Annotated in this window: 21 protein-coding genes; 12 read left to right on the top strand and 9 right to left on the bottom strand. The window is 67.9% G+C overall.

All coding sequences use genetic code 11. The annotated features are described in order from the left end of the window. Positions 1 to 1,149: a hypothetical protein gene (locus tag AMD30_RS13430; protein ID WP_010844469.1), complete on the top strand. Its 1,149-nt coding sequence runs from the start codon at positions 1 to 3 to the stop codon at positions 1,147 to 1,149. Between the two features lie 20 nt (positions 1,150 to 1,169). Next, positions 1,170 to 1,745, top strand: a complete 576-nt coding sequence (locus AMD30_RS13425; RefSeq protein ID WP_010844470.1) for a class I SAM-dependent methyltransferase — start codon at positions 1,170 to 1,172, stop codon at positions 1,743 to 1,745. Positions 1,746 to 1,779: 34 nt separating this feature from the next. Here AMD30_RS13425 and AMD30_RS13420 read toward each other — a convergent pair whose 3' ends face one another. The 4 genes from AMD30_RS13420 to AMD30_RS13405 form a co-directional block, all read right to left on the bottom strand. After that, a complete protein-coding gene (locus AMD30_RS13420) occupies positions 1,780 to 2,460 on the bottom strand; it encodes a response regulator transcription factor (RefSeq protein WP_010844471.1) in 681 nt (226 codons plus the stop codon). After that, a complete protein-coding gene (locus AMD30_RS13415; RefSeq protein ID WP_051129857.1) occupies positions 2,457 to 3,896 on the bottom strand; it encodes an ATP-binding protein in 1,440 nt (479 codons plus the stop codon). The genes AMD30_RS13420 and AMD30_RS13415 overlap by 4 nt, the downstream gene beginning before the upstream one ends. Positions 3,897 to 4,560: 664 nt before the next feature. Then, positions 4,561 to 4,968 (bottom strand): hypothetical protein, encoded by a 408-nt coding sequence (locus tag AMD30_RS13410; RefSeq protein ID WP_152467828.1) that lies wholly within the window; start codon positions 4,966 to 4,968, stop codon positions 4,561 to 4,563. A gap of 61 nt (positions 4,969 to 5,029) precedes the next feature. Further along, positions 5,030 to 6,133, bottom strand: a complete 1,104-nt coding sequence (locus tag AMD30_RS13405) for an alpha/beta hydrolase (RefSeq protein WP_010844474.1) — start codon at positions 6,131 to 6,133, stop codon at positions 5,030 to 5,032. Positions 6,134 to 6,285: 152 nt separating this feature from the next. On the opposite strand from AMD30_RS13405, the gene AMD30_RS13400 reads away from it, so the two are divergent. After that, positions 6,286 to 6,855: a type 1 glutamine amidotransferase domain-containing protein gene (locus AMD30_RS13400; protein ID WP_010844475.1), complete on the top strand. Its 570-nt coding sequence runs from the start codon at positions 6,286 to 6,288 to the stop codon at positions 6,853 to 6,855. Between the two features lie 19 nt (positions 6,856 to 6,874). Here the strand turns inward: AMD30_RS13400 and AMD30_RS13395 are convergent, their stop codons facing one another. Both AMD30_RS13395 and AMD30_RS13390 read right to left on the bottom strand, forming a co-directional pair. Continuing rightward, positions 6,875 to 7,486, bottom strand: coding sequence for a maleylpyruvate isomerase family mycothiol-dependent enzyme (locus AMD30_RS13395; protein ID WP_010844476.1), 612 nt, complete (start codon positions 7,484 to 7,486; stop codon positions 6,875 to 6,877). A gap of 3 nt (positions 7,487 to 7,489) precedes the next feature. Continuing rightward, positions 7,490 to 9,484 carry an OPT family oligopeptide transporter gene (locus AMD30_RS13390; RefSeq protein WP_035718162.1) on the bottom strand — a complete coding sequence of 665 codons (1,995 nt, stop codon included), beginning with the start codon at positions 9,482 to 9,484 and terminating at the stop codon, positions 7,490 to 7,492. A gap of 253 nt (positions 9,485 to 9,737) precedes the next feature. Here AMD30_RS13390 and AMD30_RS13385 point away from each other — a divergent pair, with 253 nt between their 5' ends. Beyond that, positions 9,738 to 10,454, top strand: a complete 717-nt coding sequence (locus tag AMD30_RS13385; RefSeq protein WP_055475962.1) for a TetR/AcrR family transcriptional regulator — start codon at positions 9,738 to 9,740, stop codon at positions 10,452 to 10,454. A 34-nt stretch (positions 10,455 to 10,488) separates the two neighbouring features. Here the strand turns inward: AMD30_RS13385 and AMD30_RS13380 are convergent, their stop codons facing one another. Next, a complete protein-coding gene (locus AMD30_RS13380; protein ID WP_055475961.1) occupies positions 10,489 to 12,090 on the bottom strand; it encodes a GMC oxidoreductase in 1,602 nt (533 codons plus the stop codon). Between the two features lie 445 nt (positions 12,091 to 12,535). On the opposite strand from AMD30_RS13380, the gene AMD30_RS13370 reads away from it, so the two are divergent. Further along, complete coding sequence (locus tag AMD30_RS13370) at positions 12,536 to 13,372, top strand: SDR family oxidoreductase (protein WP_055475960.1); 837 nt, start codon at positions 12,536 to 12,538, stop codon at positions 13,370 to 13,372. Positions 13,373 to 13,393: 21 nt separating this feature from the next. Here AMD30_RS13370 and AMD30_RS13365 read toward each other — a convergent pair whose 3' ends face one another. After that, positions 13,394 to 13,822, bottom strand: coding sequence for a DUF5313 domain-containing protein (locus AMD30_RS13365; protein ID WP_010844482.1), 429 nt, complete (start codon positions 13,820 to 13,822; stop codon positions 13,394 to 13,396). Positions 13,823 to 13,877: 55 nt separating this feature from the next. On the opposite strand from AMD30_RS13365, the gene AMD30_RS13360 reads away from it, so the two are divergent. The 6 genes from AMD30_RS13360 (at position 13,878) to AMD30_RS13335 (ending at position 23,187) form a co-directional block, all read left to right on the top strand. Next, a complete protein-coding gene (locus tag AMD30_RS13360) occupies positions 13,878 to 14,402 on the top strand; it encodes a MarR family winged helix-turn-helix transcriptional regulator (protein ID WP_010844483.1) in 525 nt (174 codons plus the stop codon). Between the two features lie 31 nt (positions 14,403 to 14,433). After that, positions 14,434 to 15,612 (top strand): CaiB/BaiF CoA transferase family protein, encoded by a 1,179-nt coding sequence (locus AMD30_RS13355; RefSeq protein WP_055475959.1) that lies wholly within the window; start codon positions 14,434 to 14,436, stop codon positions 15,610 to 15,612. Positions 15,613 to 15,685: 73 nt separating this feature from the next. After that, positions 15,686 to 17,218: a catalase gene (locus AMD30_RS13350; RefSeq protein ID WP_010844485.1), complete on the top strand. Its 1,533-nt coding sequence runs from the start codon at positions 15,686 to 15,688 to the stop codon at positions 17,216 to 17,218. Between the two features lie 96 nt (positions 17,219 to 17,314). After that, complete coding sequence (locus AMD30_RS13345) at positions 17,315 to 18,604, top strand: competence/damage-inducible protein A (protein ID WP_010844486.1); 1,290 nt, start codon at positions 17,315 to 17,317, stop codon at positions 18,602 to 18,604. 681 nt (positions 18,605 to 19,285) lie between these two features. Continuing rightward, on the top strand, positions 19,286 to 20,698 hold the full coding sequence (locus tag AMD30_RS13340; RefSeq protein WP_055475958.1) for a 3' terminal RNA ribose 2'-O-methyltransferase Hen1: 1,413 nt from the start codon (positions 19,286 to 19,288) through the stop codon (positions 20,696 to 20,698). Next, a complete protein-coding gene (locus tag AMD30_RS13335; protein ID WP_055475957.1) occupies positions 20,695 to 23,187 on the top strand; it encodes a polynucleotide kinase-phosphatase in 2,493 nt (830 codons plus the stop codon). Before AMD30_RS13340 ends, AMD30_RS13335 begins: the two co-directional genes overlap by 4 nt. A gap of 1 nt (position 23,188) precedes the next feature. Here AMD30_RS13335 and AMD30_RS13330 read toward each other — a convergent pair whose 3' ends face one another. Then, complete coding sequence (locus tag AMD30_RS13330; RefSeq protein WP_055475972.1) at positions 23,189 to 24,835, bottom strand: acyl-CoA synthetase; 1,647 nt, start codon at positions 24,833 to 24,835, stop codon at positions 23,189 to 23,191. Between the two features lie 435 nt (positions 24,836 to 25,270). Between AMD30_RS13330 and AMD30_RS13325 the strand changes: the two genes are divergently transcribed. After that, positions 25,271 to 26,221, top strand: a complete 951-nt coding sequence (locus AMD30_RS13325) for a DUF808 domain-containing protein (protein WP_010844927.1) — start codon at positions 25,271 to 25,273, stop codon at positions 26,219 to 26,221. Positions 26,222 to 26,229 lie beyond the last annotated feature (8 nt).

Below are 26,229 nucleotides of genomic sequence, written 5' to 3'. Positions count from 1 at the left end.
ATGAGCCGATCCGGCCTGGGACCGATGGACGAATATCCCATTCATCAACTACCGCAGCCGATCGCGTGGCCGGGCAACAGCGACCGGAACTTCTACGACCGCGCCTATCTGAACGCGCACGACCGCAGCGGCACCATCTTCCTCATCACCGGCATCGGGTACTACCCCAACCTCGGCGTCAAGGACGCCTTCGTCCTGATCCGGCGGCGGAGGCCCGACGGCACCGACACCCAGACCGCTGTGCACTTCGGTGACGCCATCGACGACAACCGGCTCGAACAGCGCGTCGGCAACTATCGATTGGCCGTCGACGATCCGCTGCGCACCCTCCACCTGACGGTCGCCGAGACCGAGGGCATCGCCCTGGATCTGCACTGGGAGGGCCTGTTCGACGCCCTGCTCGAGCAGCCGCACGTGATGCGGCAGGGCTCGAAGGTCACCCTCGACGCGCAACGGTTCGCGCAGGTCGGCAGCTGGCGCGGATCGATCACCGTCGACGGTGAACACATCGACGTGGACCCGTCGACCTGGGTCGGGACCCGCGACCGCTCGTGGGGAATCCGGCCGGTCGGTGAGCCCGAACCGGCCGGACGGCCGTCGGACCCGCCGTTCGAAGGCATGTGGTGGCTGTACGTCCCGATGGCCTTCGACGACTTCCAGCTCGTCGTCATCATCCAGGAAGACCCCGACGGTTACCGCACGCTCAACGACTGTTCGCGCGTCTGGAAGGACGGGCGCGTGGAGCAACTCGGGTGGCCCCGGGTCTCGGTCGACTACGCACCCGGCACCCGGGTCCCCACCGGCGCCACGATCTCCACAACCGGCGCGGGCGGCTCAGAAGTGACGCTGACGGTCCACTCGCTGCTCCCCGTCCCGATCCACGTGGGCGGCGGATACGGCGGCGACCCCGACTGGGCCCACGGCGTCTGGCGTGGAGCGGACTTCACCGAACGCCACACCTACGACATGACCAGCGCCGAGATCGTCGGGCGCATGGCGTTCGGGGTGATCGACCACGTCGGACGCGCCGAATGCCGTGAGGCCGACGGCACCACCCGCACCGGATGGGGACTCTTCGAACACGGGGCACTGGGCCGGCACGACCCGTCGGGATTCGCCGACTGGCTCAGCGTCGCGCCGGGACCCTGAATTAGGGTATCCTAACTCGCATGGCGATGAACCTGCTGCACCGTTGGGGCTGTCGTTCTCGTCCATGGGCCCTCGTCAGCCGACGCTTTCTCCTGCCCTTCGCACTCGACGACGCGCTCCTCGGGGACTCGGTGCTCGAAATGGGTCCCGGTTTCGGCGCCAACACCTCGTATCTCGGTTCACACGCGAAGACGGTGACCGCGGTGGAGATCGATCATGCGTTGGTCGAGCATCTGCGCCGGCGCTATGCCGCCCACGAGCGAGTCCTGATCGTCGAGGGTGACGCCACGGGTACCGACCTGGATGCCGGCGACTACTCGTCGGTCGTCTCCATGGCCATGCTCCACCATGTTCCGACGGCGGACTTGCAGGACGCCTTGTTCGTCGAGGCCCGCCGCCTCCTAGCTCCGGGCGGGGTGTTCGTGGGCGGAGACGGAAGCCCGACAACGCCGTTCGCCCTGATGCACATCAACGACACCTACAACCCCATTCCGCCGGCGTCCCTTCACGATCGACTGGTGCACGCCGGCTTCGTCGACGTGCGGGTCGACACGTCACCCGTTGCGTTCAGGTTCCGCGCACGAACGCCACGCTGAAGTCCGCACACCGAGAACGCAGACCTCCCGGCAACTACCGGCTTTGATCGGTGGTGGCGCGAAGTCGATATCCCATGCCACGAACCGTCTCCAGTCGATGCGAGCCGATCTTGTTCCGGAGCGCCCGCACATAGACGTCGACGACGTTCGAGGCCGGGTCGAAGTCGTAACCCCAGACGTGGCCGAGGATCTGCTCGCGGGACAGCACCTGATCGGGGTGCCGGAGAAACACCTCCAGCAGTGCGAATTCGCGCGCGGTGAGATCGATCGTGTCCGTGCCCACCCGCGCCCGCCGCGACTTCAGATCCAACCGCAGATCACCGGCGGCCAACAGGTTCTCCGACGCGACGGCCGAGTCGTCGACGAGCCGGAGCCGGATGCGGGCGAGCAGTTCGGCGAACTGGAAGGGCTTGGTCATGTAGTCGTTGGCCCCGCCTTCGAGCCCACTCACCGTGTCGCTCACGCTGTCTCGGGCGGTGAGCACGACCACCGGCGTCGTGATCCCCTCGCCTCGCATGCAGTACAGCACGTCGAACCCGTCCATCGACGGCAGACCGATGTCGAGGACGACCATGTCGAAACCGCCGCCGCGCACGGCTTCGAGCGCCGACAGTCCGTCGGACACGTGCTCGGTGCTGTACCCCGCCGCACGCAAGCCGTTGCCGATGAACGAGGCGATCCTCGCGTCGTCCTCGGCGATCAGAACACGGCTCATCGCCGTTCTCCTTCTCCTGGCGCCGACTGCGCGGCGCCGGCGTACGAGTTGTCGGGGGCCGGGACGTCGATGCCGAACGTCGCACCGTGACCCGGGATGCTTCGCACCCAGGCAACGCCATGATGGGCGTCGGCGATGGCACGCACGATCGCCAGACCCAGGCCGGCGCCGGCCGAGTGCTCCGGTGCCGACGCGCTCCGGCCGCGCTGGAAACGTTCGAAGATCCGCGCCGCGTCCTCCTGCTCGATGCCCGGACCGTCATCGGTGATCCAGATCGACAGGTGGCGTTGCGTGCCCGCACCGGCGAACCGTGACCCCAGCTGGATCACGGAGCCGTCGTGCGTGTGGCGGACCGCGTTCGACGCGTACTGCAGCATCGCCTGGGTGATCCGCTCGTGATCGACGGTGCACGTCCCCTCGGCAACCTCCATGAGCAACCACTGCCGATCACCGAGCGGCTGCACCTTCGACTCGATGTCGAGCATCAGCTGAGCCGCATCAGCCGTCCTGGCCACCACGAAGTCGGGTTGCTCGGATTTCGCCAACAGCAGCAGGTCCCCGACGATGCGCCCCATGCGACCCAGCTCGCTGTCGACGAGGTCGAGCGTCTTGCGTCGTTCCTCCGGATCATCGGGCAACAGCTCGAGATGACCGCGCACGACCGTGATGGGTGTGCGCAGTTCGTGGCCGGCGTCGTCGACGAACTGACGCTGCGTCGTGTAGGCGTCCTCGATGCGGTCGAGCATCGCGTTGAACGTCTGCGCCAGCGCGGCCACGTCATCACGTCCGATGACCGGCACGCGTGCGGTGAGGTCGTTCTCACTGATCTCCGCGGCGACCACCCGCACGCTGCGCACCGGCGCCAGAATCCGGCCGGCGACCAGGTAGGCGACACCCGTGGTGACAATCATGCCGGCCAGGCCGACGATCGCGAGGACCCGCATCGTGCGGTCCACCAACTCCCTCCCGGGATCGGTGTAGATGCCGACGATGAACGTCCCCGGCTGCGCCGCCGCCGGGTCGGCCGGGGACGCACCGACCGGCTCCAGATCGACCTTCCCCCAGCGGATCTCACCGTGGTCGGTCATCAGCACACCGGCCGGACCGGTCTGAGCTCGCAGCTCGTCGAGCACCCGGGGTCCCTCGCCCGCAGCGGGCCATGCATTACCCGGCAGTTCCAGGATCTCGGTGTCACCGACGACACCGGCCATGACCTCGCCCTGCCCGGCAGACTGCCGGGACAGGAACACCTCCAGCAGCCGTGACACCGAGGTGAACGGTTCGGTGGTCGTCGGGTCGACCCCCTCGGCCGCGAACGTCCGGAACTCGCTGGCCTCCTGCGCGACGTCATGATTGGCCCGGCTGTCGACGTCGCGGAGCAGCAGGTTGCGGGTCACCACGAACACCACCGCCAGCAACAGGAACGTGGTGAGCATGATCCAGGCCGTGATACGCCAGCGCGCCGAGAGCGCGGGGCGCTGTCGCACACCCACGCTCTCGGCTGGCCTCGGCCCGCTCGCTCCGCTCCCGGCGCCGGCTGGCCTCGGCCCGCTCGCTCCGCTCCCGGCGCCGGCTGGCCTCGGCCCGCTCGCTCCGCTCCCGGCGCCGGCTGGCCTCGGCCCGCTCGCTCCGCTCCCGGCGCCGGCTGGCCTCGGCCCGCTCGCTCCGCTCCCGGCGCCGGCTGGCCTCGGCCCGCTCGCTCCGCTCCCGGCGCCGGCTGGCCTCGGCCCGCTCGCTCCGCTCCCGGCGCCGGCTGGCCTCGGCCCGCTCGCTCCGCTCCCGGCGCCGGCTGGCCTCGGCCCGCTCGCTCCGCTCCCGGCGCCGGCTGGCCTCGGCCCGCTCGCTCCGCTCCCGGCGCCGGCTGGCCTCGGCCCGCTCGCTCCGCTCCCGGCGCCGGCTGGCCTCGGCCCGCTCGCTCCGCTCCCGGCGCCGGCTGGCCTCGGCCCGCTCGCTCCGCTCCCGGCGCCGGCTGGCCTCGGCCCGCTCGCTCCGCTCCCGGCGCCGGCTGGCCTCGGCCCGCTCGCTCCGCTCCCGGCGCCGGCTGGCCTCGGCCCGCTCGCTCCGCTCCCGGCGCCGGCTGTTCTCGGCCCGTCGGCGTCGTCAGTCGTCCTGGTCGTCATCGATGCCATCGTCCCAGTCGTCGCCCTGGTCGTCGCCCTGGTCATCCCGGTTGTCGTCCTGATCGTCCCAGCCGCCGCGATCGTCGTCGCAGTCGTCGTCGCGGTCGACCGCCCGGACGTCGCACCAGTCATCGTCGTCGGAGTTCAGATTCGGCGGGACTGCCCGCTGGACCGGCGCACCGGCCGGGATCTGCGGAACCGGCGCCGGGGCCGGCGGGGTCTGGGCCTTGGGCGCCGCGGTCTGGGCCGTCTGCGACGCGACATCGACCGGCACCGCGTCGGACGCCAGGTCGGGCTCGGGCGAACGGATGAGGAAGAAGCTGGCGGTCACGACAGCGATCGCAAGTGCACCGAGAGCGAGGGTGGCGAGTACTCGTGAGATCTTCATGCCGACGACTCTGTCGGACTCCGGTGAGCCGCCCATGAGTCGTAGATGAAGGTTTTTTCATCTACGGGTCGCGGCGGTCCAGTCCGTTCAGGAACTCGTCGATCCGCGGCCAGGTGTACTCGACCGCGGCGGACCCGGCGATCAGCCCGAGATGACTGGTCTCGACGGTGGTGAAGTCCACGTGCGGCGACCCCGCCAGAAGTTCGACCCCGTGATGGGCCGCCGCCCAGCTGACGATCGCGTCCCGGTGACTGCCGAACAGCGCGACCGGTACCGCGACCTCGGCGAGATCGACGACGCGGCCGTCGAAGTCGAGCACGCCCTCGGCCAGCTCGCCGCGCATGATGAAGTTCTCCCACATCTGCTCGGACACCTTGCCCGGGTAGCCGGGCATCGTCTCCTGGAACCGGTCGATGGCCTTCATCCGCGCGAGGGCGTCGGGGTCGTCGGCGTTGCGCAGGATGTACCCGGGCTTCTTCAGTTCGCGCTGCCACGCCGTGCCTCGGTAGGCGAGGCGCACCAGCGGCGCGGGAATCCCGCCGAGTGCGCGCAGGACCAGCTTCACCGGTGTCGCGCCGACGGGCCGCATCACGTTCTTCACCAGCGAATAGGGCGGGACCTTGGCGTAATCGAGCGGAGTCCCGACCGCGACCACCGAGGCCAGCGGCAGATCCGGGTTCGCGGCCGCGGTCAGCAGGGCGATGGTCCCGCCGATGCTCCAGGCCAGCACGTCGACGTCGGCGGTACCCGACTTCGAGCCGGACTCACGCCGGTCGTCGGTGCCGTAGAAGTCCGCGACCGTCGCGGCGACGGCCCCGGGGACGATGTCGTCGAAGAAGTCGGCGAACCCCAGGTGACGGTCGGCGCGGGTCATGTCGCCGAAGTCGAGCACGTAGGGGACCCGGCCGGTCGACAGCAGGAACTGCACCACGGACAGTCCCTCGGCGAGGTCGTAGCACGCCGTCGACACCGCGAGCGGCGGGATCAGCAGCACCGGCCGGCGTCCGGTGCCGACGGCCGCGACCACCTCGTCGTCGCTGCCGTACCGCCGCAGTGTGCGATGCGGTCCGTCGGCGATGAGCGTGTGCGGGGTCTCGTGCGACTCACCGATCTGTCCGCCGCGCGCCAGATGAACCAGCGTCGCGACGCCGTCGAAGCCTCCCACCACTACCTCCCAGTCGTCACCCGGGGACATTCAACACACCCCGGTCGGGCCGGGTCCGGGCGGGGTACGACCGTTTGGTGCGGCACACCTGCGGGTATCGCACCTGACGAGGCACCGCTGCCCTAGGCGGTGCGCATAGGAGGTACACGAGCATGGCCGAAGAACTCAACGGCACCACGATCGCCTTCCTGGTCGCCTCGGAGGGCGCCGAGCAGGTCGAACTCACCGAGCCCTGGAAATCGGTCGAGGCGTGCGGCGGAAAGCCCGTCCTGGTGTCCACCGACTCGGGGACCGTCCAGGCGTTCAACCACCTCGACAAGGCCGACACCTTTCCGGTCGACCTCACCCTCGAGGACGCTCGGGTGATGGATTTCGACGCGCTGGTCCTGCCCGGCGGTGTCGCGAACCCCGACTTCCTGCGTACTTCGGAACCCGCCGTGCGATTCGTGCGCAGCTTCTTCGACGCGGGCAAGCCGGTCGCGGCCATCTGCCATGCGCCCTGGACCCTCATCGAGGCCGACGTGGTCCGCGGGCGGACGCTCACGTCCTTCCCGAGCGTGCGGACCGACGTGATCAATGCCGGCGGCACCTGGGTCGACGAGGAGGTCGTGACGTGTCGAGACGGTGACAACGTTCTGATCACCAGTCGCAAACCCGACGACCTGGCAGCGTTCAACGCCGCGATCGTCGCCGAAGTCGCCCACAGCAACGTGGCGAGCTGACTTCCCGCGCGGAGGAGCCTCAGACCACGGACACCGGCGCCGACTCCCGGCCGGTCAGGGTGAGCAGCACCTGCTCCCCCTGGCCGGTGAGTGCTGCCGTCGCCACTGCGGTCGACAGGGCCGAGGCGAGCACCGACGCCGGTAGCGGGATATCCGCTCCGATCGCGCGGGAGATGTCGAGGCCGTGCACCGCGAGTTCGAAGGTCCGGGTCGGTAGATAGTCCGACAGCATGATCCCGCCGAACGGTGTCGTCAGCGGACGATCATCCGCTCCCGCAAGGACTTCGACGGCCTGCGCCCGACGTTCCCGCACCCTGGTTCGCGGATCGCCTCCCAGTGCCAGGCCGGCGTCGACTCCGCGCCGGCGGACCTCGGCGGGGTCGCCGTAGCCGCGGATGGAAGCGAAATACTCTGCGGTGGAATGCAACTCGACATCCGAGCTCGGCTCGGCAAGGTAGCTGACGACGGTGGTCAGCGATCGACTCGCGTGCCCCACCAGCGATCGCAGCGACCACTCGCCGAGTCCGGGACCGTCCCACATGTCGTCGCCGATCAGGTCGACCACTTGCGTCAGATGCTCGGCGCCGGCCGTGAAGTCGTCGATCGCGCGCGGCAGTGCCCCCTCGCTCATCCCTCAGTCCTTCGTGCCGGTGGTCGTCGGCGACTCTGCTGCGCTCGCGATCGCGATCTTGCGGACCCGGTCGTACAGGAAGGCGATCGTCGCGGCGAAGACGATGACGCCGAGGATCTGTGCCCATCGCTCGAACCCGTCTCCGACGATCGCCAGTGCCGAGTCGTCGCCGGTCGCCGCGACGATCCCGGCGAAGACCACGCCGAAGAGCGCCTCGCCGACGATCAGACCGGTGGCCAGCAGAACGCCCATTCGCTTCTTGTGTTCGACTGCGCCACCGCTGCGTTCGGCCCACCGGTTGTAGAAGTGGCCGATGAACGCACCGATCGGGATGACCAGGACCACCGACATCGGCAGGTACATGCCCATGCCGACGGCCAGCGGCGGCAAGCGGAATCGCCCTGCGCGGCCGAGAAATTCGTCGATCACGATCACCACGGCGCCGATCAGCGCCCCGATACCGATGAGTCCCCAGTTCAGGTCCGCCCCCAGCACGCCCTGCGCGAGGGTCGTCAGCAGGCCGGCCTGCGGTGCCGCGAGCGCGTCCTCGGTCGCTCCCGGCGCACCGACGAACCCGAAGGCCTCGTACATCAGCTGCAGGATCGGCGGGATCACGGCGGACCCGAACAGCACACCGATGATCAGGGCCACCTGCTGTTTCCACGGGGTCGCCCCGACGAGCTGACCGGTCTTGAGGTCCTGCAGGTTGTCGTTGGAGATGGTCGCGACACCGAAGACGACCGCGGCGGTGAACAGCGTGTAGGCGATGAGCGCGTCGGTCTGCGAGGCGTCCGCGGGCCCGAAGGTCAGCTTGACGAGCAGCGCGGCGATGAGGACCACCAGGATGCCGACACCGGAGATCGGGCTGTTCGACGACCCGATGAGGCCCGCCATGTAACCGCACACCGAGGCGACGGCAAGTCCGATGACGAACACGAACACGATGCTGACCGCGATGATCCCGGTCGCATTGCCCTCCAGGACGGTGTCGTGGACGAAGTCCCACAGCAGGAACCCGATCGGGACGAGCAGCACGAGGATGCTGCCGCCGACGATGTTGATCGGCATGTCCCGCTCGGTGATGTCCACCGTCACCCCCTCACGGCGCGATCGGGAGGAGACCATGGCCGCCCTGATCCCACGCACGATCGGACCGATGACCTTGATCAGGGTCCAGATGGCCGCGATGGCGATCGCCCCGGCACCGATGAGCCGCACGTCATTGGCGAAGATCTCGCCGACCGCATCGCCGAGATCCTCTCCCGCCGTGCGCCCCTGGGTCTCGATTGGCAGCAGCACGACGTAGGAGATCACCACCCCGACGAGCATGGCGATGCCCACGGTCACCCCGACGAGGTGGCCGATGCCGATCAGCGACATCGACAGACCGGCACTGAACAGCGTTCCGCCCGTGCCGATCTTGATCGTCGTCGAGATCGAGTCGGAGAGCAGCTTCAGTTTGGTGAGCAACGCGAAGGCGGCCGACGCGACCGAGCCGAGAACGATCGTGCGCAGGCCCGCCTTGTTCTCGGTGGCACCGCCCGCGGAGTCGCCGACCTTCAGGACCTCGGCCGCCGCAACACCTTCGGGATAGGGCAGGTCGGATCCGGTGACCAGCGCGCGACGCAGCGGGATGGAGTACATGACGCCCAGGATTCCGCCGATCGCGCAGACCGCCATCGTGATCCAGTACGGGAAGCCCGTCCACCACCCGATGATGACCAGACCGGGGATGACGAAGATGATCGCCGACAGCGTCCCCGCCGCGGACGCGATGGTCTGGACGATGTTGTTCTCCACCACCGAGTGGTTCGCGAAGTACCGGAGGATGCTCATCGAGATGACGGCCGCCGGGATCGCGGTGGCGAAGGTGAGGCCGACCTTGAGTCCGAGATAGACGTTGGCTGCGGTGAAGACCAGCGTGATGATCCCGCCGAGGACGGCTCCTCGAAGCGTCAGTTCCCTCAGGTTCGCCGTGGCCGGAGGCGCAGTGGCCATCGTGTCCCTCCCAACAGTCGGGTCCTGCGACCGATGGTCGTTCGGACGGTGGATCATCATCCGGGCGTTCGTCGATTCACCTTAGGTCCGGGTGTCCACTCGCGCAGGGGCTTCCCATGTAGGCGGAGGTCGGTTCGCGCGTCGAGCCGAGGCACGATCCGGCCGGCCTGTCCGCAATGCCTGTTTCCCGCGCTCGACCGGACGGCCGGGCCTCCCGCCGTTTCATCGTGCTCCGGTAGGGCATCATCTAGTCATGGGCGAAGGCAAGACCGAGCAGTCTGCCCGCACTCGTGCGCTGCTGATCGGCTCGGCCGAGAAGCTGATCGCCCTCAACGGCGTGGCAGCCGTCTCGAACCGCCAGATCAGCAAGGCGGCCGGTCAGGGCAACAACTATGCCGTCGGCCACCACTTCGGTTCCAAGGACGATCTTCTCCGCGCCACGCTCACCTCGCACAACGTCCCGATCGAACGCCACCGCCGCAAGTGTCTGGCGGAGGTCGGACCCGACCCGGGGGTCCGCGACTGGCTCGGCTGCCTCGTCGGGCCGGAGGTCGAGTATCTGGCGCAACTCGGTGCACCCAGTTACTTCGCGCGGTTCTTCGCCCAGGTGTCGAGTGACCCGTCCGCGACAGTCCTGCTCTACGAGGAGACGGCGAGATCGGAAGCCCTCTTGACGATTCTCGACCGCTTCTACGGCAGCTTGCCGACCTTCCCCGACGACGTGCTCGCGGTACGCAACAACCTGACGCGCCACATGATCGTCAACGCGCTGGCCGACATCGAGCGGGCAGCTGAGATACCGGCGCCGGGAGCGGAGCGAGCGGGCCGAACAGACCCGGCGGCGGGAGCGGAGCGAGCGGGCCGAACAGACCCGGCGGCGGGAGCGGCACCCCAGACCTGGCAACATCAGCGCGATCTCGTCGTCGACGCGCTCACCGGCATGTGGCTCGCGCCGGTCACCCCACCGTGATCGACGGGTTCGTCCGCCCTCCCGTCGTCACGGCTCAGATCACCGTGCCGACGTCCTCGGCGACGATCCGGTCGAGTGCACGCTCGGCCACCGCGGCGATGGTCATCGAGGGATTGCACGCCGCGGTGTTGCCGGGCATCAGTGCGCCGTCGATCACGTAGAGCCCGCGCTGGCCCTCGACCCGTCCCTCGAGGTCGCAGACCGTGCCCATGTTGGCCCCGCCCAGTGCGTGCCAGGTCGACGGGAACACCGCGTTGGTGTCGGTGAGGATGGCGTCCGGCCCGGCGATCCGCCGAACCATTCGGTCGATGTGCTTGGTCTGGATCTCCGAGTCACCCTCGTGCGGCCAGCGGATCAACGCATCCCCGATCGTCGAGTCGTAGGAGATGACACCGCGACCCGAGCTCACTCCGAAGCCGACCATCATCGTCGTGCCGGTGTAGACGGGCAGCGGCGGAAGGGATGCCTGGATGACGGTGAACGCACTTTTCGGGTCACTCCAGTTGGGACTGCCGAAGACGACCGGACCGCCCTGCACCGTCCCGAAGTCGATGCTGGGGCTGGTCCAGGTGTAGATCCGGTCGGCGTTGGTGCCCCACCCGTGCCCCAGACCATCCGGCAGGTCCGGCACGGTGCCCGTCGCGCGTGCCTTCACCAGCAACTTGGTGGTGTTCACACTTCCCGCGGACATGATGAGGGTCCGTGTGATCAATTCCTTGTGTTCCACCACTTTTCCGGACTCGTCGGTGCGTTCGACCTCGAGGGACCACCGGCCGTCGGGTCGGCGGGAGACCTGCCGAACCGTGTGCAGGGTGCGGACCTGCACGCGCCCGGTCGCCTCGGCCTGACGGATGTAGGTGACGTCGACGCTGTGCTTGCCACCGTTGTTCACGCCGATGGCGCCGTCGCCGTTGGTGTACGCGGGCTTCATCTCGCCGCGCAGTTCGGCTGCGGCATAACCCCAGTCGATCGGCATCGGGATCTTCTGCAGCGGAAGGCCCTCGGCCCTGACCCTCTTGGCGAACTGTCGCGGTGCCAGATATTGGGGAGAACGGACCACCGAGTCGGGCGCCACCGCGACCTTCAGCATCCGCGCGACCCTCGGGTAATGCACCCGGTTCAGCAGTTGCCAGTCGAGCGCGTCGGGAAAGTGCTCGTTGAACACCGCTTCGCTCGGTTGCAGGGTCATGCCCTGGTAGACAAGCGAACCGCCGCCGAGTCCGGCCGGGCACAGTGCGGTCATGTTGGCGCCGGCGACCGACTCGAACAGTCCCACATAGGGTTCGACGCTCAGCGGCTTGCCGAAGAGATTCGGGGTCGACTCGTGCCACAACATCCGCTTGTCCGGACTGGACGCACGCGGGAACGTCTCCGAGTTCGGACCCGTCGACCACCGTCGGCCCCGCTCGAGCAGCAGGACCGGCACACCGGCCTGCGCGAGGCGAAGCGCCGCGACGCCACCGCCGAAACCCGAGCCGACGATCACCACCCGATGCTCCTCGCCTGTCCGCCGAATTCGCCGCGACGGATCAGCCGACGCCGGACCGGCGCCGGCGACGACGGTTGTCGCCGCTCCCGCCGCGGTCATCGCCGCCGCTCGAAGGAAGGTACGTCTCGTCGGTGACACCCCGGTCATGGTTCTCCTGTCGTCGGTGCGCGAGAAAGCCCTCGCCGCATGGCATTTCGTTGATCTCGAGAGACGGGGAGACCGGTTGCGGGTCGGGGACTCCACGGAGGACGTGCCGGGGCGTGGCCGTCGGGACACAGGATTTGCCATGACCGTCCGCTGTGTCAAGCGCAACTTCGGTGAGCAGCAGTGATCTGGGCCATGGCCGGCGTAACCCTTGACAACCCCATCAGTCATGTGACTGAATCGTCCCCGGGCGTGGATGGAGCGGCGATCGGATGTCGCAGATGATTCGCGGGCATGGTTGCGGCGGAGTACTTCTCGCGTGGACCGGGGTCAGGACCGCTTGCACGGTACCGACGAGCAAGGGAGAGGAACAGGGTATTCGCCGAGCGGGCGGCGAGGACCAGCGTTGTTAGGATGGCGCGACCATTTGTCGCGGCCGGGGAGCTCCATGTCTGATCATCTGCAGGGCAAGACCATCATCATCACCGGCGCCGGAGGCGGTTTCGGCAAGGTCATCGCGGAGATGTGCGCGGCGCAGGGCGCCAACATCGTCGGTGTCGACATCGACGATGCCGGACTCACCGGAGCCGTCGAGGGCATCGTTGCCGCGGGCGGATCGGCTGTCGCACACCTCGCCGATGTCACCGACATGGACCAGATGAAGGGCGCCGCGGCGGTGGCGGTGGATCGCTTCGGCGCGATCGACGTGCTCGTCAACAATGCCGGCGTCATGCCGCTGGCGTTCTTCGCCGACCACGCACGGGCCTGGGAGAAGTGGCACAAGGCCATCGACATCGACATCAAGGGCGTCGTGAACGGCATCTCCGCCGTGTACGACCAGATGATCGCGCAGGGTCGCGGTCAGGTGGTGAACATCGCGTCGATCTACGGCAACGGCGGCTTCGAGGGCTCGGGGGTCTACAGCGCGACCAAGGCGGCGGTGACGATGCTGTCGGACTCGTTGCGCATCGAGGCGAAGGGCAAGATCAAGGTCACGACGGTCAAACCCACCGGCGTCGCCGGCACCAACCTGGCGAGCTGGATCGTCAACGACCGCGCGATCCGCGGAATCGTCGGACAGCGCGCCGCGTCGTATCGCGAGCACATCACCGAGTTGATGCAGGGCACGCTGCCCGCGGAACTCACCGACGTCGACTCGGTGAAGTACTGGCTCATCACCCCCGAGGATCTCGCACGGGCGGTCGTGCACGTCATCGACCAGCCGTGGGGGATCAGCCTGTCGGACGTGACGGTGCGGGCCAGTGGCGAGGACTACCTGTACTGAGTCCGGAACCGGGCGGGACGGTCAGCCTGTCGGGCCGGGTCGCCGGCGCTCGCCCCGGTACTTGCGGTGGTACTCGTCGTAGAGGTCGGAGTTCTTCTCCCGCTCGAGCTTGTTGACCAGATCGGGATCGAGGCCGTGCTGGACCAGCCGGTGACGGCGGTACACCCGGTTCAGCGCGATCGAGAAGAACAGGTAGGCCAGCAGGATCGGCATGGTCATCGTGATCCGGACACCCCAGTCGGCGGGGACGAAGAGCATCGGGATCAGCACGACGATGCAGGGCACCGCCCAGCGGACCACCATCCGGACCGAGGCACCGGGACCGGCCAGATCGTGGGCCACCCAGTCGAGCATCGACTTCGGCAGACGCGCCCAATAGGCGTACTTCACGTACTCCCAGGGGTTCGGCTTGGTGCGCTGTGAGGTGGCCACCTCTCGATCGTGCACCACGTGCGGTCGTCGTCCGACGTCGCCTCCCCCACATCCGCTGGGTAATCTGACCCGCATGGGTTCGGAGATGACCGCGTCGGCCGACGACCCCGCCGGTCCGGATCCCGTCAGTCCGGGTCCCATCAGCCCGGATCCGATCAGCGGTCTCGAGGCCGAACTCGCCGACTTCTGGCGGCGAGGCCGGGTCCGCACCCGCCTGCGCGCCCGCGCCATCGATCCGCGGCTCGACCCGTCGTGCTACCCCCTCATCACCGTGCTGGCCCGGCACAATTCCATGCCGATGTCGGAGCTGGTCACTGCCGTCGGCATGGAGAAGTCGACGGTCACGCGTCAGATCGACGCGATCGTGCGGCTCGGACTGGCCGAGCGGCACCCGGACCCGCGCGACGCGCGCGCCCGCGTGGTCACCCTCACCGACCACGGTCGCGAGCGCATCGACGCGGTACTCGCCTCCGCGGTCACCGACTGGCGCGCGCGACTCGCCCAGTGGGACCCCGACGACATCCGGACGCTCACCCACCTGCTGCACCGTCTCACCGAGGCCACCAACGACCTCGAGGACCGCGAGGGTTCTCGTTGACGCGCGTCACACCGTCGGCGATCCTTGGCCGGTGACCCCGGACGAAGGACCGCTGCCCCTCGAGGGCATCACCGTGGTGGCGCTCGAACAGGCCGTCGCCGCACCGCTGGCCACCCGGCATCTCGCCGACCTCGGCGCCCGGGTCATCAAGGTGGAACGGGTCGGCGACGGCGACTTCGCCAGGCATTACGACGCGGCGGTGCGCGGCGGAGTCGGTTCGCACTTCGTATGGCTCAACCGCGGCAAGGAGTCGGTCGCACTCGACCTCAAGACCGAGGCCGGACGCGACGCCATCCGAACCCTGATCGCTGGCGCAGACGTCTTCGTCCAGAATCTCGCCCCCGGCGCGGCCGGCCGGCTCGGTCTGAGCGCCGACGATCTGCGCGCGGACCATCCCGAACTCGTCGTCGTCGACATGTCCGGGTACGGCGACGCGGGACCGTATCGCGACCGCAAGGCCTACGACATGCTGGTCCAGGCCGAGGCCGGGCTCATCTCGGTGACCGGGACACCGGAGGAGATGGCGAAGACCGGCATCCCGTCCTCGGACATCGCCGCCGGAATGTACGCCCTCACCTCCGTGCTGTCGGCGCTGCTGCGACGGGCCACCACCGGACTCGGCGCCCGGGTCTCGGTGGCGATGTTCGACGCCACGGTCGAATGGATGGGCCACCCGATGTACCTGCGTCTCTACGGCGGCAGGCAGATCGCCCGCGCCGGTCTCGGACACGCGGCGATCGTGCCCTACGACAAGTACCCGACCCAGGACGGCGACATCCTGATCGGCGTGCAGAACGACCGTGGCTGGGACGCATTGACCCGCGTCGCCCTCGACCGCCCGGATCTCGCCGACGACCCCCGCTACCGCACCAACATCGACCGGGTCTCGCGACGAGCCGAGGTGGACGCGGTGATCAGCGCGGAGACCAAACGGTTCACCACCGACGAACTCGACCGACGTCTCGCCGAGGCGGGCATACCCGCCGCCGAGATCCGCGACCTCGAGGGTGTCGTCGACCATCCGCAGCTGAGCGAGCGCGGCCGCTGGCGCGAGGTGGACACCGAGGTCGGCCCGGTACGGGCGCTCCTGCCGCCGCTGACCTTCGACGACGTGGAACTGGCGATGGGCCCTGTCCCGGCACTCGGGCAGCACACCGAGGAGGTCTTGCGGGAATTCGGGATCGACGTCCCGCAGACCCCGTCAGCGTAGGATCGGCGGAACGGACCTGCAGCCCTCGGGTCCCGTTGTTCATGCACGGATACGACGACCTCTCGGAGGCGATATGTCCGACGATTCACTGTTCACCACCCGGGATTCGGGAGCACCGGCGGGGAGCGACGAACACTCCTTGACCGTCGGCGCCGGCGGCCCGATCGTCCTGCACGATCACTATCTGATCGAGCAGATGGCGCAGTTCAACCGCGAGCGGATCCCCGAGCGCCAGCCACATGCCAAGGGCAGCGGCGCCTTCGGCACATTCGAGACCACGCAGGACATTTCGGCATACACGTGTGCCGCCTTGTTCCAGCCGGGCGTGAAAACCGAGATGGTGGCGCGATTCTCGACGGTCGCAGGCGAGCGCGGAAGTCCGGACACCTGGCGTGACCCGCGCGGTTTCGCGCTGAAGTTCTACACGTCCGAAGGTATCTACGACATGGTCGGCAACAACACGCCGGTCTTCTTCGTCAAGGATCCGATGAAGTTCCAGCACTTCATCCGGTCGCAGAAACGCCGGCAGGACAACAACCTTCGCGACCACGACATGCAGTGGGACTTCTGGACGCTCTCACCGGAGTCCGCACATCAGGTCACCTGGCTGATGGGTGACCGGGGAATCCCCAAGACCTGGCGCCACATGAACGGCTACACCTCCCACACCTACCTGTGGGTGAACGCCGAAGGCGTGAAGCACTGGGTGAAGTACCATTTCAAGTCCGATCAGGGCGTCGAGCATCTCACGCAGCACGAAGCCGACCAGATGGCCGCGGCCGACACCGATTTCCACACTCGGGACCTCTTCGAGAACATCGCCGCCGGCAACCATCCGAGCTGGACCCTCAAGGTGCAGCTCATGCCGTTCGACGACGCGGTGAGTTACCGGTTCAACCCGTTCGACCTGACCAAGGTCTGGCCCCACGGCGACTACCCGCTCGTCGAGGTCGGCAAGATGACCCTCCACACGAATCCGGTGGATCACCACACACAGATCGAGCAGGCGGCGTTCGAGCCCAACAACGTCGTGCCGGGTATCGGCTTCAGCCCCGACCGCATGCTGCTGGCGCGCGTGTTCTCCTACGCCGATGCCCACCGCCACCGGATCGGCGGCAACTACAAGCAGATCCCGGTGAACGCGCCGACCAACGAGGTCCACTCGTACTCCAAGGACGGCGCCATGCGGATCCACAACGTCACGGACCCGGTGTACGCCCCGAACTCGAAGGGCGGGCCGTCCGCGCTCTATCCCGGACAGGGCGAGCCGCAGTGGGCGGCCAACGGTGAGATCCTCCGCAGCGCCTACGTCGACCACCCCGAGGACGACGACTGGGGTCAGGCGGGCACGCTGGTCCGCGAGGTCTTCGACGACGAGCAGCGTGAACGCTTCGTGGACAACGTTGTCGGACACCTCCTCAACGGCGTCTCCGAACCGATCCTCCAGCGGGCCTTCGAGTACTGGCATCGCGTCGACCCCGACATCGGCGCGCGCATCAAGTCCGGGGTGACCGAGAAGCAGGACGAATCCGACCCCAAGAAGGACGACCAGGCCAACCCGGCCCGCTCGTCGATGCAGGAGAAGGCGAAGGCCGAGAAGGCCTGATCGTCACATCCTGTCCTCTCCGAACGCCGTGGAACGCGCCCTCTCGCCGAGGGCGCGTTCTGCGTCGGCGGCAGACACACCACTAGGCTCGAATCCGTGAGTGTGCGCGCAGGCATCGTGGTGACCGGAACCGAGGTCCTGACCGGCCGGATCGCCGACCAGAACGGACCCTGGCTGTCCGCGGAACTCCTCGAACTCGGGGTCGACGTCGCCCACATCACGATCTGCGGCGACCGACCCGACGACCTCACCGCTCAGTTGCGCTTTCTCGCCGAGCAACAAGTTGACCTCATCGTCACCAGCGGCGGGCTCGGTCCCACCGCCGACGACCTGACCGTCGCCACCGTCGCCGCGTTCTGCGGTCGCGAACTGCTCCTCGATCCCGGACTCGAGGAACACATCGCCGCGATCATCCAGCGCTGGCGCGGGGTCGGATTCGACGTCGATTCCGGTCCGACGCGCGCCGGTATCCGCAAACAGGCCCTGGTACCGGTCGGGGCTGCTCCGGTACCACCCACCGGCACCGCGCCGGGTGTCGTCATCCCCGCTGCCGCCGGTGTGCCGACGATCGTCGTCCTGCCCGGTCCTCCCAGCGAGCTCCAGGCGATGTGGCCGACGGCGATCGCCTCCGCGGCCGTCGCCGATGTCTTGTCCCGCGCCGACGATCTCCGTCAGGCGACCATCCGCGCCTACGGACTCCTCGAAGCCGAACTCGCCGAGACGCTCCGATCGGCGGAGACCTCGATCTCCTCGTTCGATCGACTCGAGATCACCACCTGCCTACGACGAGGCGAACTCGACATGGTGACCCGATTCGCCGCCGGGGACACCCCGGTCTACGACGCCCTGCTGGGTTTCCTCACCGAACACCATGGGCGGCAGATCTTCTCGACCGACGGTTCCACGATCGACGACCAGCTGGTGGCAGCGCTGGACGGGAAGCTGATCTCGACCGCGGAGTCCTGCACCGGCGGACTCGTCGCCGCCCGGCTGACCGATCGGCCCGGCTCCTCTGCCTATGTGATGGGCGGCGTGGTCTCGTACTCCAACGACGCCAAATCCGACCTGCTCGACGTACCGACCGAGCTGATCGCCACGCATGGCGCCGTCAGCGTGGAGGTCGCGGCGGCGATGGCCGAAGGGGCTCTCACGCGATTCGGCACCGATGTCGCCGTGTCGACCACCGGCGTTGCCGGACCCGGTGGCGGCACCGAGGCCAAGCCCGTCGGGACCGTGTGTTTCGGCGTGGCCCTCCGCGGCCGGCCCACCCTCACGGTCACCCGCAGGTTTCCCGGAGACCGCGAGCGTGTCCGGTCGCTGACCACCACCGCCGCACTGCATCTCGTCGTGCGTGCGCTCAAAGACACCGCGGGCTCCGCCCCCTGAGGTGCGAGGAGCGAAAGCGACGAGCCCCCTGCCCCCTGAGGTGCGAGGAGCGAAACACACAGCCCCCCTGCCCCCTGAGGTGCGAGGAGCGAAAGCAACCAGACCCCCTGCCCCCTGAGGTGCGAGGAGCGAAACACACAGCCCCCCTGCCCCCTGAGGTGCGAGGAGCGAAAGCAACCAAACCCCCTGCCCCCTGAGGTGCGAGGAGCGAAACACACAGCCCCCCTGCCCCCTGAGGTGCGAGGAGCGAAAGCAACCAGACCCCCTGCCCCCTGAGGTGCGAGGAGCGAAACACACAGCCCCCCTGCCCCCTGAGGTGCGAGGAGCGAAAGCAACCAAACCCCCTGCCCCCTGAGGTGCGAGGAGCGAAACACACAGCCCCCCTGCCCCCTGAGGTGCGAGGAGCGAAAGCAACCAGACCCCCTGCCCCCTGAGGTGCGAGGAGCGAAACACACAAACCCCCTGCCCCCTGAGGTGCGAGGAGCGAAACACACAGCCCCCCTGCCCCCTGAGGTGCGAGGAGCGAAAGCAACCAGACCCCCTGCCCCCTGAGGTGCGAGGAGCGAAACACACAGCCCCCCTGCCCCCTGAGGTGCGAGGAGCGAAAGCGACGAGCCTCGAAGGGCCCGCCGAGTCGAGAAACCTGTTTCCCGGCCACAGTCGGTCAGTCAGACTGTCCGAATGCTGTTGACCATCTCCGCCGAACGTTCGTCGATCCTCGAAACACCGAGCGATCTGGGCTTCCTGCTGCACAAGCATCCGGAGAGGGTTCAGGCGTTCGATGTGTACGGAGGCACGGCGCATGTCTTCTACCCCGAGGTCGACGACGACAGGTGCACGGCCGCGATGGTGATCGAGGTCGATCCGGTTGCGTTGGTGCGGGGACGTTCTGGTGCGCGCGACGGGTACGCGCTGGGCCAGTACGTCAACGACCGTCCCTACGTCGCGTCGTCGTTGCTCGCGGTGGCGATGGGGAAGGTGTTCCGGTCGGCGCTCCAGGGCCGCTGCGCCTCTCGGGCTCGACTCGCGGAGTCGGAGCTGGATCTGACCATCGCCCTCCCCGCGGTCCCGGGTGATCCTGATCTGGTGTGCCGCTTGTTCGAACCCATGGGGTGGGACGTCACAGCCGACGCGATCGACTTGGATGCCACCAGACCCGAATGGGGAGCTGCACCGCTGGTGTCACTGACCCTCGTCGGGTCGCTTCGTCTGGCCGACGCGCTGAATCACCTCTACGTCTTGCTGCCCGTGTTGGACGACGCGAAGCACTACTGGGTCGGCGACGACGAGGTCGACAAGCTGGTCCGCGCAGGATCGGGGTGGCTGGCCGCCCACCCGGAGAGGGAGCTGATCACTCATCGTTATCTGGCCCATCAGCGCGGACTGAAAGAGGCTGCCACGCAGCGGCTGATCGAGCTGGACGACCGGCCGGTCGACGACGCGGCGGACGACGCCGAGCCCGATGTCTCGCGTCCCCTGGTGCGGTGGAGGCACGACGCGGTCCTCGACGTCGTGCGTGAGTTCCGGCCGGCGACGATCGTCGACCTCGGGTGTGGACCGGGCGCGCTGCTCGGTTCGTTGCTCGAGCTGCACGGGGTGACACGTGTCATCGGAACGGACGTGTCCGACTCGTCCCTGTCGAAGGCAGCCAAGCGGTTGCATGTCGACCGGATGACCGAGCGCCAGTCCGGGCGCCTGACGTTGCTGCTGTCGTCGCTGCAGTACGAGGACGATCGCCTCGACGGCCTGGATCTGGCGATCCTCGTGGAAGTCATCGAACACATGGACCCGGAACGGCTTCCGGCGGTCGTCGACAACGTCTTCGGGACGATGCGGCCACGCCGGGTCGTCGTCACGACACCCAACAGCGAGTACAACGTGCGGTATCCGGCTCTGGCCGAGGGCGGCTTCCGACACCCCGATCACCGTTTCGAGTGGACCCGCCGGGAGTTCGGAACGTGGGCCCGCCAGGTAGGCGAACGCTACGGATACGACGTCGATCTGCGGCCCGTCGGCGAATGTGACGAGGAGGTCGGGTCGCCGACACAGATGGCCGTGTTTGCCCAATCGACCACGACAGGGGGATCAGCATGACCGAACTGAGCATCCCGGAACTGTCCCTGGTCGTCCTCGTCGGGACCAGCGGTTCCGGCAAGTCGGTGTTCGCGGGCACCCACTTCCTGCCGACGGAGGTCGTGTCCAGTGACGACTGCCGCGCGCTGGTCTCGGATGACCCGAATGACCAAGGGGCGACCACAGATGCGTTCGACCTGCTCGAATACATCGTCGGCAAGCGGCTCGATCGCGGCCGGCTGACCGTCGTCGACGCCACCAACGTGCAGGCCTCCGCGCGCAAGTCGCTGGTGGTACTGGCGAAGGATCACGATGTGCTCCCGGTGGCGATCGTCCTCGATCTTCCGGTCGCACTGGCGCTGGAGCGCAATGCTTCTCGGCCGGACCGCGACTTCGGCGCGCACGTTGTCAAGCGTCAGCACGACCAGCTACGGCGGTCGTTGCGCGGCCTCAAGCGCGAGGGATTCCGCACGATCCATGTCCTGGACTCCCCCGAGGCCGTCGCGTCGGCCTCGATCGTGCGGACACGCCTGCTCAACGACCGTCGGGACGAACACGGTCCATTCGATGTCATCGGGGATGTGCATGGTTGTCGCGAAGAGCTCGAGATCCTCCTCCGGCGACTGGGTTACGCGATCGTCGGCGAGGAGGGCCACTCCGTGGACGCCGCACACCCAGATGGTCGCCGAGCGGTCTTCGTCGGCGATCTGATCGATCGCGGTCCGGACTCTCCCGGCACCCTCCGTCTGGTGATGGGTATGGTCGCGAGTGGCAACGCCCTCTGTGTATCGGGCAATCACGAGGCGAAACTCGTTCGCGCACTGGGCCGGAAGGATGTCAGGGCGACCCACGGTCTGCAGGAGACCTTGGATCAGCTGGCAACCGAGGACGATGCGTTCGTCGCCGAGGTCCGTCGGTTCTGCGACAGCATCGTCGCCCATTACGTGTTCGACGACGGCAGACTGGTCGTCGCCCATGCGGGCCTGGCCGAGAAGTATCACGGCCGGGCCTCCGGCCGGGTGCGGGCGTTCGCCCTGTACGGCGACACGAGCGGTGAGACCGACGAGTTCGGCCTACCGATCCGCTACCCGTGGGCTGATGAGTATCGCGGTGCGGCAACCGTTTTGTACGGGCACACGCCGGTACCCGAGACCGAGTGGATCAACAACACGATGTGCCTGGACACGGGATGCGTCTTCGGGGGTAGCCTCACCGCGCTGCGATATCCCGAGCGAGAGGTCGTGTCGGTACCGGCGCGGGCGACGTACTACCAGCCCGTCCGCCCCCTGGTCCCGCCGTCTCGCCGCCCGGAGGTGTTGAGGCTGACCGATGTCCTCGGGCACCGCGTCATCTCCACCGAGTACATGGGACGGATCTCCGTACGAGATGAGACAGCCGCGGGCGCACTGGAAGTGATGAGCAGGTTCGCGATTCCGCCGGCCGGGTTGTTCTACCTGCCGCCGACGATGTCGCCGGTGGACAGCTCGTCGCGCGACGAATTCCTGGAGCACCCGGATGAGGCATTCGACCACTACGCGAAGCACTCGATCGGTCGGGTCGTCTGCGAAGAGAAGCACATGGGGTCTCGCGCCGTCGTCAGTGTGGCGCGCGACGGGTCCGGTTCCGTCCATTCCCGCACCGGGCGGGCGTTCTTCTCCGACGAACGGCAGGCGGCGGTGCTGTCGCGGATTGCCGACGCCGTCACCGAGGCGGGCTTGTGGACCGAGCTCGACACCACCCGCCTACTGGTGGACGCCGAGGTGCTGCCGTGGACAGCGAAGGCGGAGCCGATGATTCGCAGTCGATACGCACGGGTCGGGGCCGCGGCGACAACCGCGATACCGGCCACGATCGACGTGCTGACGGCCGCGGCCGCGCGAGGGGCTGACGTCGGCGACCTACTCGACAGGACCCGAACGCGCGGCGTCAACGCCGGCCTCTTCGTCGATTCCTATCGCCATCACGTCCAACCGATCGCCTCCCCGTTGGGTATCCAGGTTGCACCTTTCCAGATCCTCGCCGGGGATGCCGCGACGTACGAGAACCGTGATCACCAATGGCATCTCGACATCGCCGACCGCCTGGCCGTCGCCGACCCGGAACTGTTCCGGCCCACCCGCCGCCTCGTCGTGGAGACCACCGCAGAATCCTCTCGCGCGGCGGGTGTGACCTGGTGGGAGGACCTGACCGCGAACGGCGGTGAAGGTATGGTCGTCAAGCCGCTAGCCAATCTCGTGCGCGGCCCCAAGGGCCTCGTACAGCCCGGACTCAAAGTCCGTGGGCGCGAGTACCTGCGGATCATCTACGGCCCCGACTACACCGACCCGACGACGCTCGCTCGGCTCAAGAACCGCAATCTCCGGCTGAAACGGTCGATGGCGCTTCGGGAGTACGCGCTGGGCCTCGAAGCCCTTCGTCGAGCGGTGGCCGGAGAGCCGCTGTGGCGCGTTCACCAGTGCGTGTTCGGCGTCCTCGCGATGGAGTCGGAGGCCGTCGACCCGCGGTTGTAGGTCAGAGCGGCCCGGTCGGCAGGTGCCGGCGGACGAGCTTGCCGGTGGGGTTGCGTGGCAGTTCGTCGACGAAGACGACGTCGCGCGGCACCTTGTAGCGAGCCAGGTGACCCTTGACGTGCGCCTTGATGTCCTCGGGCGTCGGATTGGCGTGTTCGGCCGTGACGATGAAGGCGCGCAACCGCTTTCCGTATTCGTCGTCGTCGACGCCGATCACCGCGACGTCGTCGATGTCGGGATGTCGGCCGAGGAGGTTCTCCACCTCGAGCGGATAGACGTTCTCGCCGCCGGAGACGATCATGTCGTCGTCGCGGCCGTCGATGTGGAGGAGTCCGTGCTCGTCGAACCGGGCCATGTCGCCGGTGGACATGTACCCGTCGATGACCTCCTTGTTGCGGCCGTCGGTGTACCCCTCGAACGGGGCACCGTTGCGCACGAACAGCCTTCCGCGCACGTTGGTTCCGGAGATCCGCTTGCCGTCGTCGTCGAAGAGCGCCAGTCGGCTGGTGACCGGCGCACGACCCACCGTGCCCGGCGCCAGGCGCAGCTCTTTCGGCTGGGCGACCGTGGCGATCGCCACCTCGGTCGAACCGTACAGGTTGTAGAGCACGTCACCGAAGGTGTCCTGCACCGCCTCCGAAAGGGTCGGCGACAGTGCGGAACCCGCAAGCACGATGATCTTCAGCGACGACACGTCGTATTTGCCGATGACCTCGGGTCCGAGAGCGACCATGCGGTGCAGCATGGTCGGGACCGCCACCAACACCTCCGCCTTGTGCTCGGAGATCGCTGCCAGCGTCTTCTCGGCGTCGAACCGGCGCATCACCACGGTCTTGTTGCCCAGCGCGGTCCCCACACCCCAGAGCGCGAAGCCGGTCGAGTGGAAGATCGGTGAGACGATCACCATGGCACTGCGTTGGGGCAACGGAATGCGGTCCAGGAGAAGGGCACTGGCGAACGGAGACATCTTGGAACGCTGGGCGCCCTTGGGCAGCCCCGTGGTACCGCTGGTGAGGATGACGAGCCCACCCCACTCCGCCGGCTCGGGCGGGGTGGACGAGTCGCCGCTGCCGACGATGTCGTCGAGGGTCCGGACGCCGTCGCCGGTCGGGCGGTTGCCGTCGACCCACGTGACGATGCGCAGGGTGTCGGCGGGCAGGGTGTCGGCGAGGTCCGTGAACTCCTCGTCGTAGAGCATCGCGACGATCTTCTCGCGCTCGGCGACCTCGGCGAACTGCGTCTTGCCGAAGCCGGTGTTCATCATCGCGAGGCGGAATCCGGCCTTGCCCGCGGCACTCATGGTGGTCAACAGGCCTCGATGGTCCCGCGCGATCACGCCGATGACCGACCCCGGTTTGATCCCGGACGACAGCAAGAAATTGGCGAGTGCGTTCGCGTGTGCGTTCAGTTCACCGAAGGTCAGCTCGCCGTGTTCGTCGGCGACCGCCCCGGCCTCGGGGTACTCGTCGGCTCCGTGCGCCACCGCCGCTGCGCACGGACCGATGATCTTGGCGCGCTTGATCGTGGTCAGCAGTTCCTTGGGCCGCGTCGGATCCACCAGGCCCGACCGCCGCTGGACCTTGAACGCGCCGAACGCGTCCTGCGCCGATTCGACCACCGTGCCGACTGCACCGGTCACCGAGACCATGTCCACCCCACCTTTCGCGGCTGAGCCGCGTTGTCATCCTGTTCGGGTCGGCTGCGCGCTCGACGCACCTCTGGTCACCCTCGTCACCAGTCGCGATACAGGTGCACAGGATATTGCCGACCCTGCCGGTCGATGTCCGTTTCACCCGAAACGATTGTCGCGCTGCACTGTTCACCGCATCTCGCGCACGGCCGCCGTTCGCCGGCCCCTACGGGGTCGGACGGCGAACTCGTGGCGACAGGCTACCAAGTCTGACAACCCCCGTCTTCAGATTGACGGTGGCGCCGAACCTGAGCCGCCGCGTAGGCGGCATGGACCTCGCCCTGCGTGCTGGGAAACCTGGCGAAACGGACGCGGTCGGTCACCGAACTCTCTGGCTCGCGTCCGTTTCGGCATACTGTTCGAGTACTCAGTACTTCGAAACCGGAGGTTCCCGTGGCCAGTGGTCTCGTCGCCTTGCTCGATGACATCGTGACCCTCACCCGGGCTGCCGCCGCATCTCTCGACGACATCGGCGCCGCGGCCGGCAAGGCCAGCGTCAAGGCGGCGGGCGTGGTGGTCGACGACACCGCGGTCACGCCGCGCTACGTCCACGGGTTCAGTCCGGACCGTGAACTCCCGATCGTCCGGAAGATCGCCATCGGATCGATCCGCAACAAGCTGCTCATCATCCTGCCGGTTGCGATGATCCTGAGTCAGTTCCTTCCCGGCGCGCTGCCCTACCTGCTGATCGCGGGCGGGTTGTTCCTGTGCTTCGAAGGCGCCGAAAAGGTGTGGGAGGCGATCGGCGGCGGCCACCACGAGGAGGAACAGACCGCCGGTCAGGCCGGTCCCGAGTTCGAGAAGACGATGGTCAGCGGCGCGATCCGCACCGATCTGATCCTGTCGGCGGAGATCATGGTCATCTCGCTGTCCTCGGTGGAGTCCGAACCCTTCTGGACGCGCCTGGCCGTACTCGTGGTCGTGGCCTTCTTGATCACCGCCCTCGTCTACGGCGTCGTCGCGATCATCGTGAAGATGGACGACGTCGGCCTGTCGTTGGCCCAGCGCGACTCGACAGCGCTGCAGAAGATCGGCCGCGGTCTGGTCCGCGCGATGCCCAAGATCATGTCGACGCTGACCGTCGTCGGTATCGCCGCCATGCTCTGGGTGGGCGGCCACATCCTGATCGTGAACGTGGGCGAAGCCGGTTTCCACTGGCCGGCGGACCGGCTCCACGACGTCGAGCACTGGTTCGGCGAGCTGGTTCACGGCGGCTTCGGCGCCGTGCTCTCCTGGACCGCCGGCACGGTGCTCTCCGCCGTCGTCGGCCTGGTGGTCGGTGCGATCATCGTGGCGATCCTGCACGTCATCCCGCGTCGGAAGAAGGACGCGACCGCGCACTGAGCCCCGTC

The sequence above is a fragment of the Gordonia sp. HS-NH1 genome, assembly GCF_001418765.1.
Classification (GTDB): domain Bacteria; phylum Actinomycetota; class Actinomycetes; order Mycobacteriales; family Mycobacteriaceae; genus Gordonia.
This window is presented reverse-complemented; position numbering and strand designations above follow the sequence as displayed.

Bases quoted from the DNA above. Each gene is read 5' to 3' on its own strand.
- AMD30_RS13340 (WP_055475958.1), top strand. From the start codon at position 19,286: ATGCTGTTGACCATCTCCGCCGAACGTTCGTCGATCCTCGAAACACCG.
- AMD30_RS13360 (WP_010844483.1), top strand. From the start codon at position 13,878: ATGGGTTCGGAGATGACCGCGTCGGCCGACGACCCCGCCGGTCCGGAT.
- AMD30_RS13380 (WP_055475961.1), bottom strand. From the start codon at position 12,090: ATGACCGGGGTGTCACCGACGAGACGTACCTTCCTTCGAGCGGCGGCG.
- AMD30_RS13420 (WP_010844471.1), bottom strand. From the start codon at position 2,460: ATGAGCCGTGTTCTGATCGCCGAGGACGACGCGAGGATCGCCTCGTTC.
- AMD30_RS13410 (WP_152467828.1), bottom strand. From the start codon at position 4,968: ATGAAGATCTCACGAGTACTCGCCACCCTCGCTCTCGGTGCACTTGCG.
- AMD30_RS13330 (WP_055475972.1), bottom strand. From the start codon at position 24,835: ATGGTCTCGGTGACCGGTGCAGTCGGCACGGTGGTCGAATCGGCGCAG.
- AMD30_RS13390 (WP_035718162.1), bottom strand. From the start codon at position 9,484: ATGGCCACTGCGCCTCCGGCCACGGCGAACCTGAGGGAACTGACGCTT.
- AMD30_RS13425 (WP_010844470.1), top strand. From the start codon at position 1,170: ATGGCGATGAACCTGCTGCACCGTTGGGGCTGTCGTTCTCGTCCATGG.
- AMD30_RS13430 (WP_010844469.1), top strand. From the start codon at position 1: ATGAGCCGATCCGGCCTGGGACCGATGGACGAATATCCCATTCATCAA.
- AMD30_RS13415 (WP_051129857.1), bottom strand. From the start codon at position 3,896: ATGCTCACCACGTTCCTGTTGCTGGCGGTGGTGTTCGTGGTGACCCGC.
- AMD30_RS13395 (WP_010844476.1), bottom strand. From the start codon at position 7,486: ATGAGCGAGGGGGCACTGCCGCGCGCGATCGACGACTTCACGGCCGGC.
- AMD30_RS13385 (WP_055475962.1), top strand. From the start codon at position 9,738: ATGGGCGAAGGCAAGACCGAGCAGTCTGCCCGCACTCGTGCGCTGCTG.
- AMD30_RS13335 (WP_055475957.1), top strand. From the start codon at position 20,695: ATGACCGAACTGAGCATCCCGGAACTGTCCCTGGTCGTCCTCGTCGGG.
- AMD30_RS13400 (WP_010844475.1), top strand. From the start codon at position 6,286: ATGGCCGAAGAACTCAACGGCACCACGATCGCCTTCCTGGTCGCCTCG.
- AMD30_RS13350 (WP_010844485.1), top strand. From the start codon at position 15,686: ATGTCCGACGATTCACTGTTCACCACCCGGGATTCGGGAGCACCGGCG.
- AMD30_RS13370 (WP_055475960.1), top strand. From the start codon at position 12,536: ATGTCTGATCATCTGCAGGGCAAGACCATCATCATCACCGGCGCCGGA.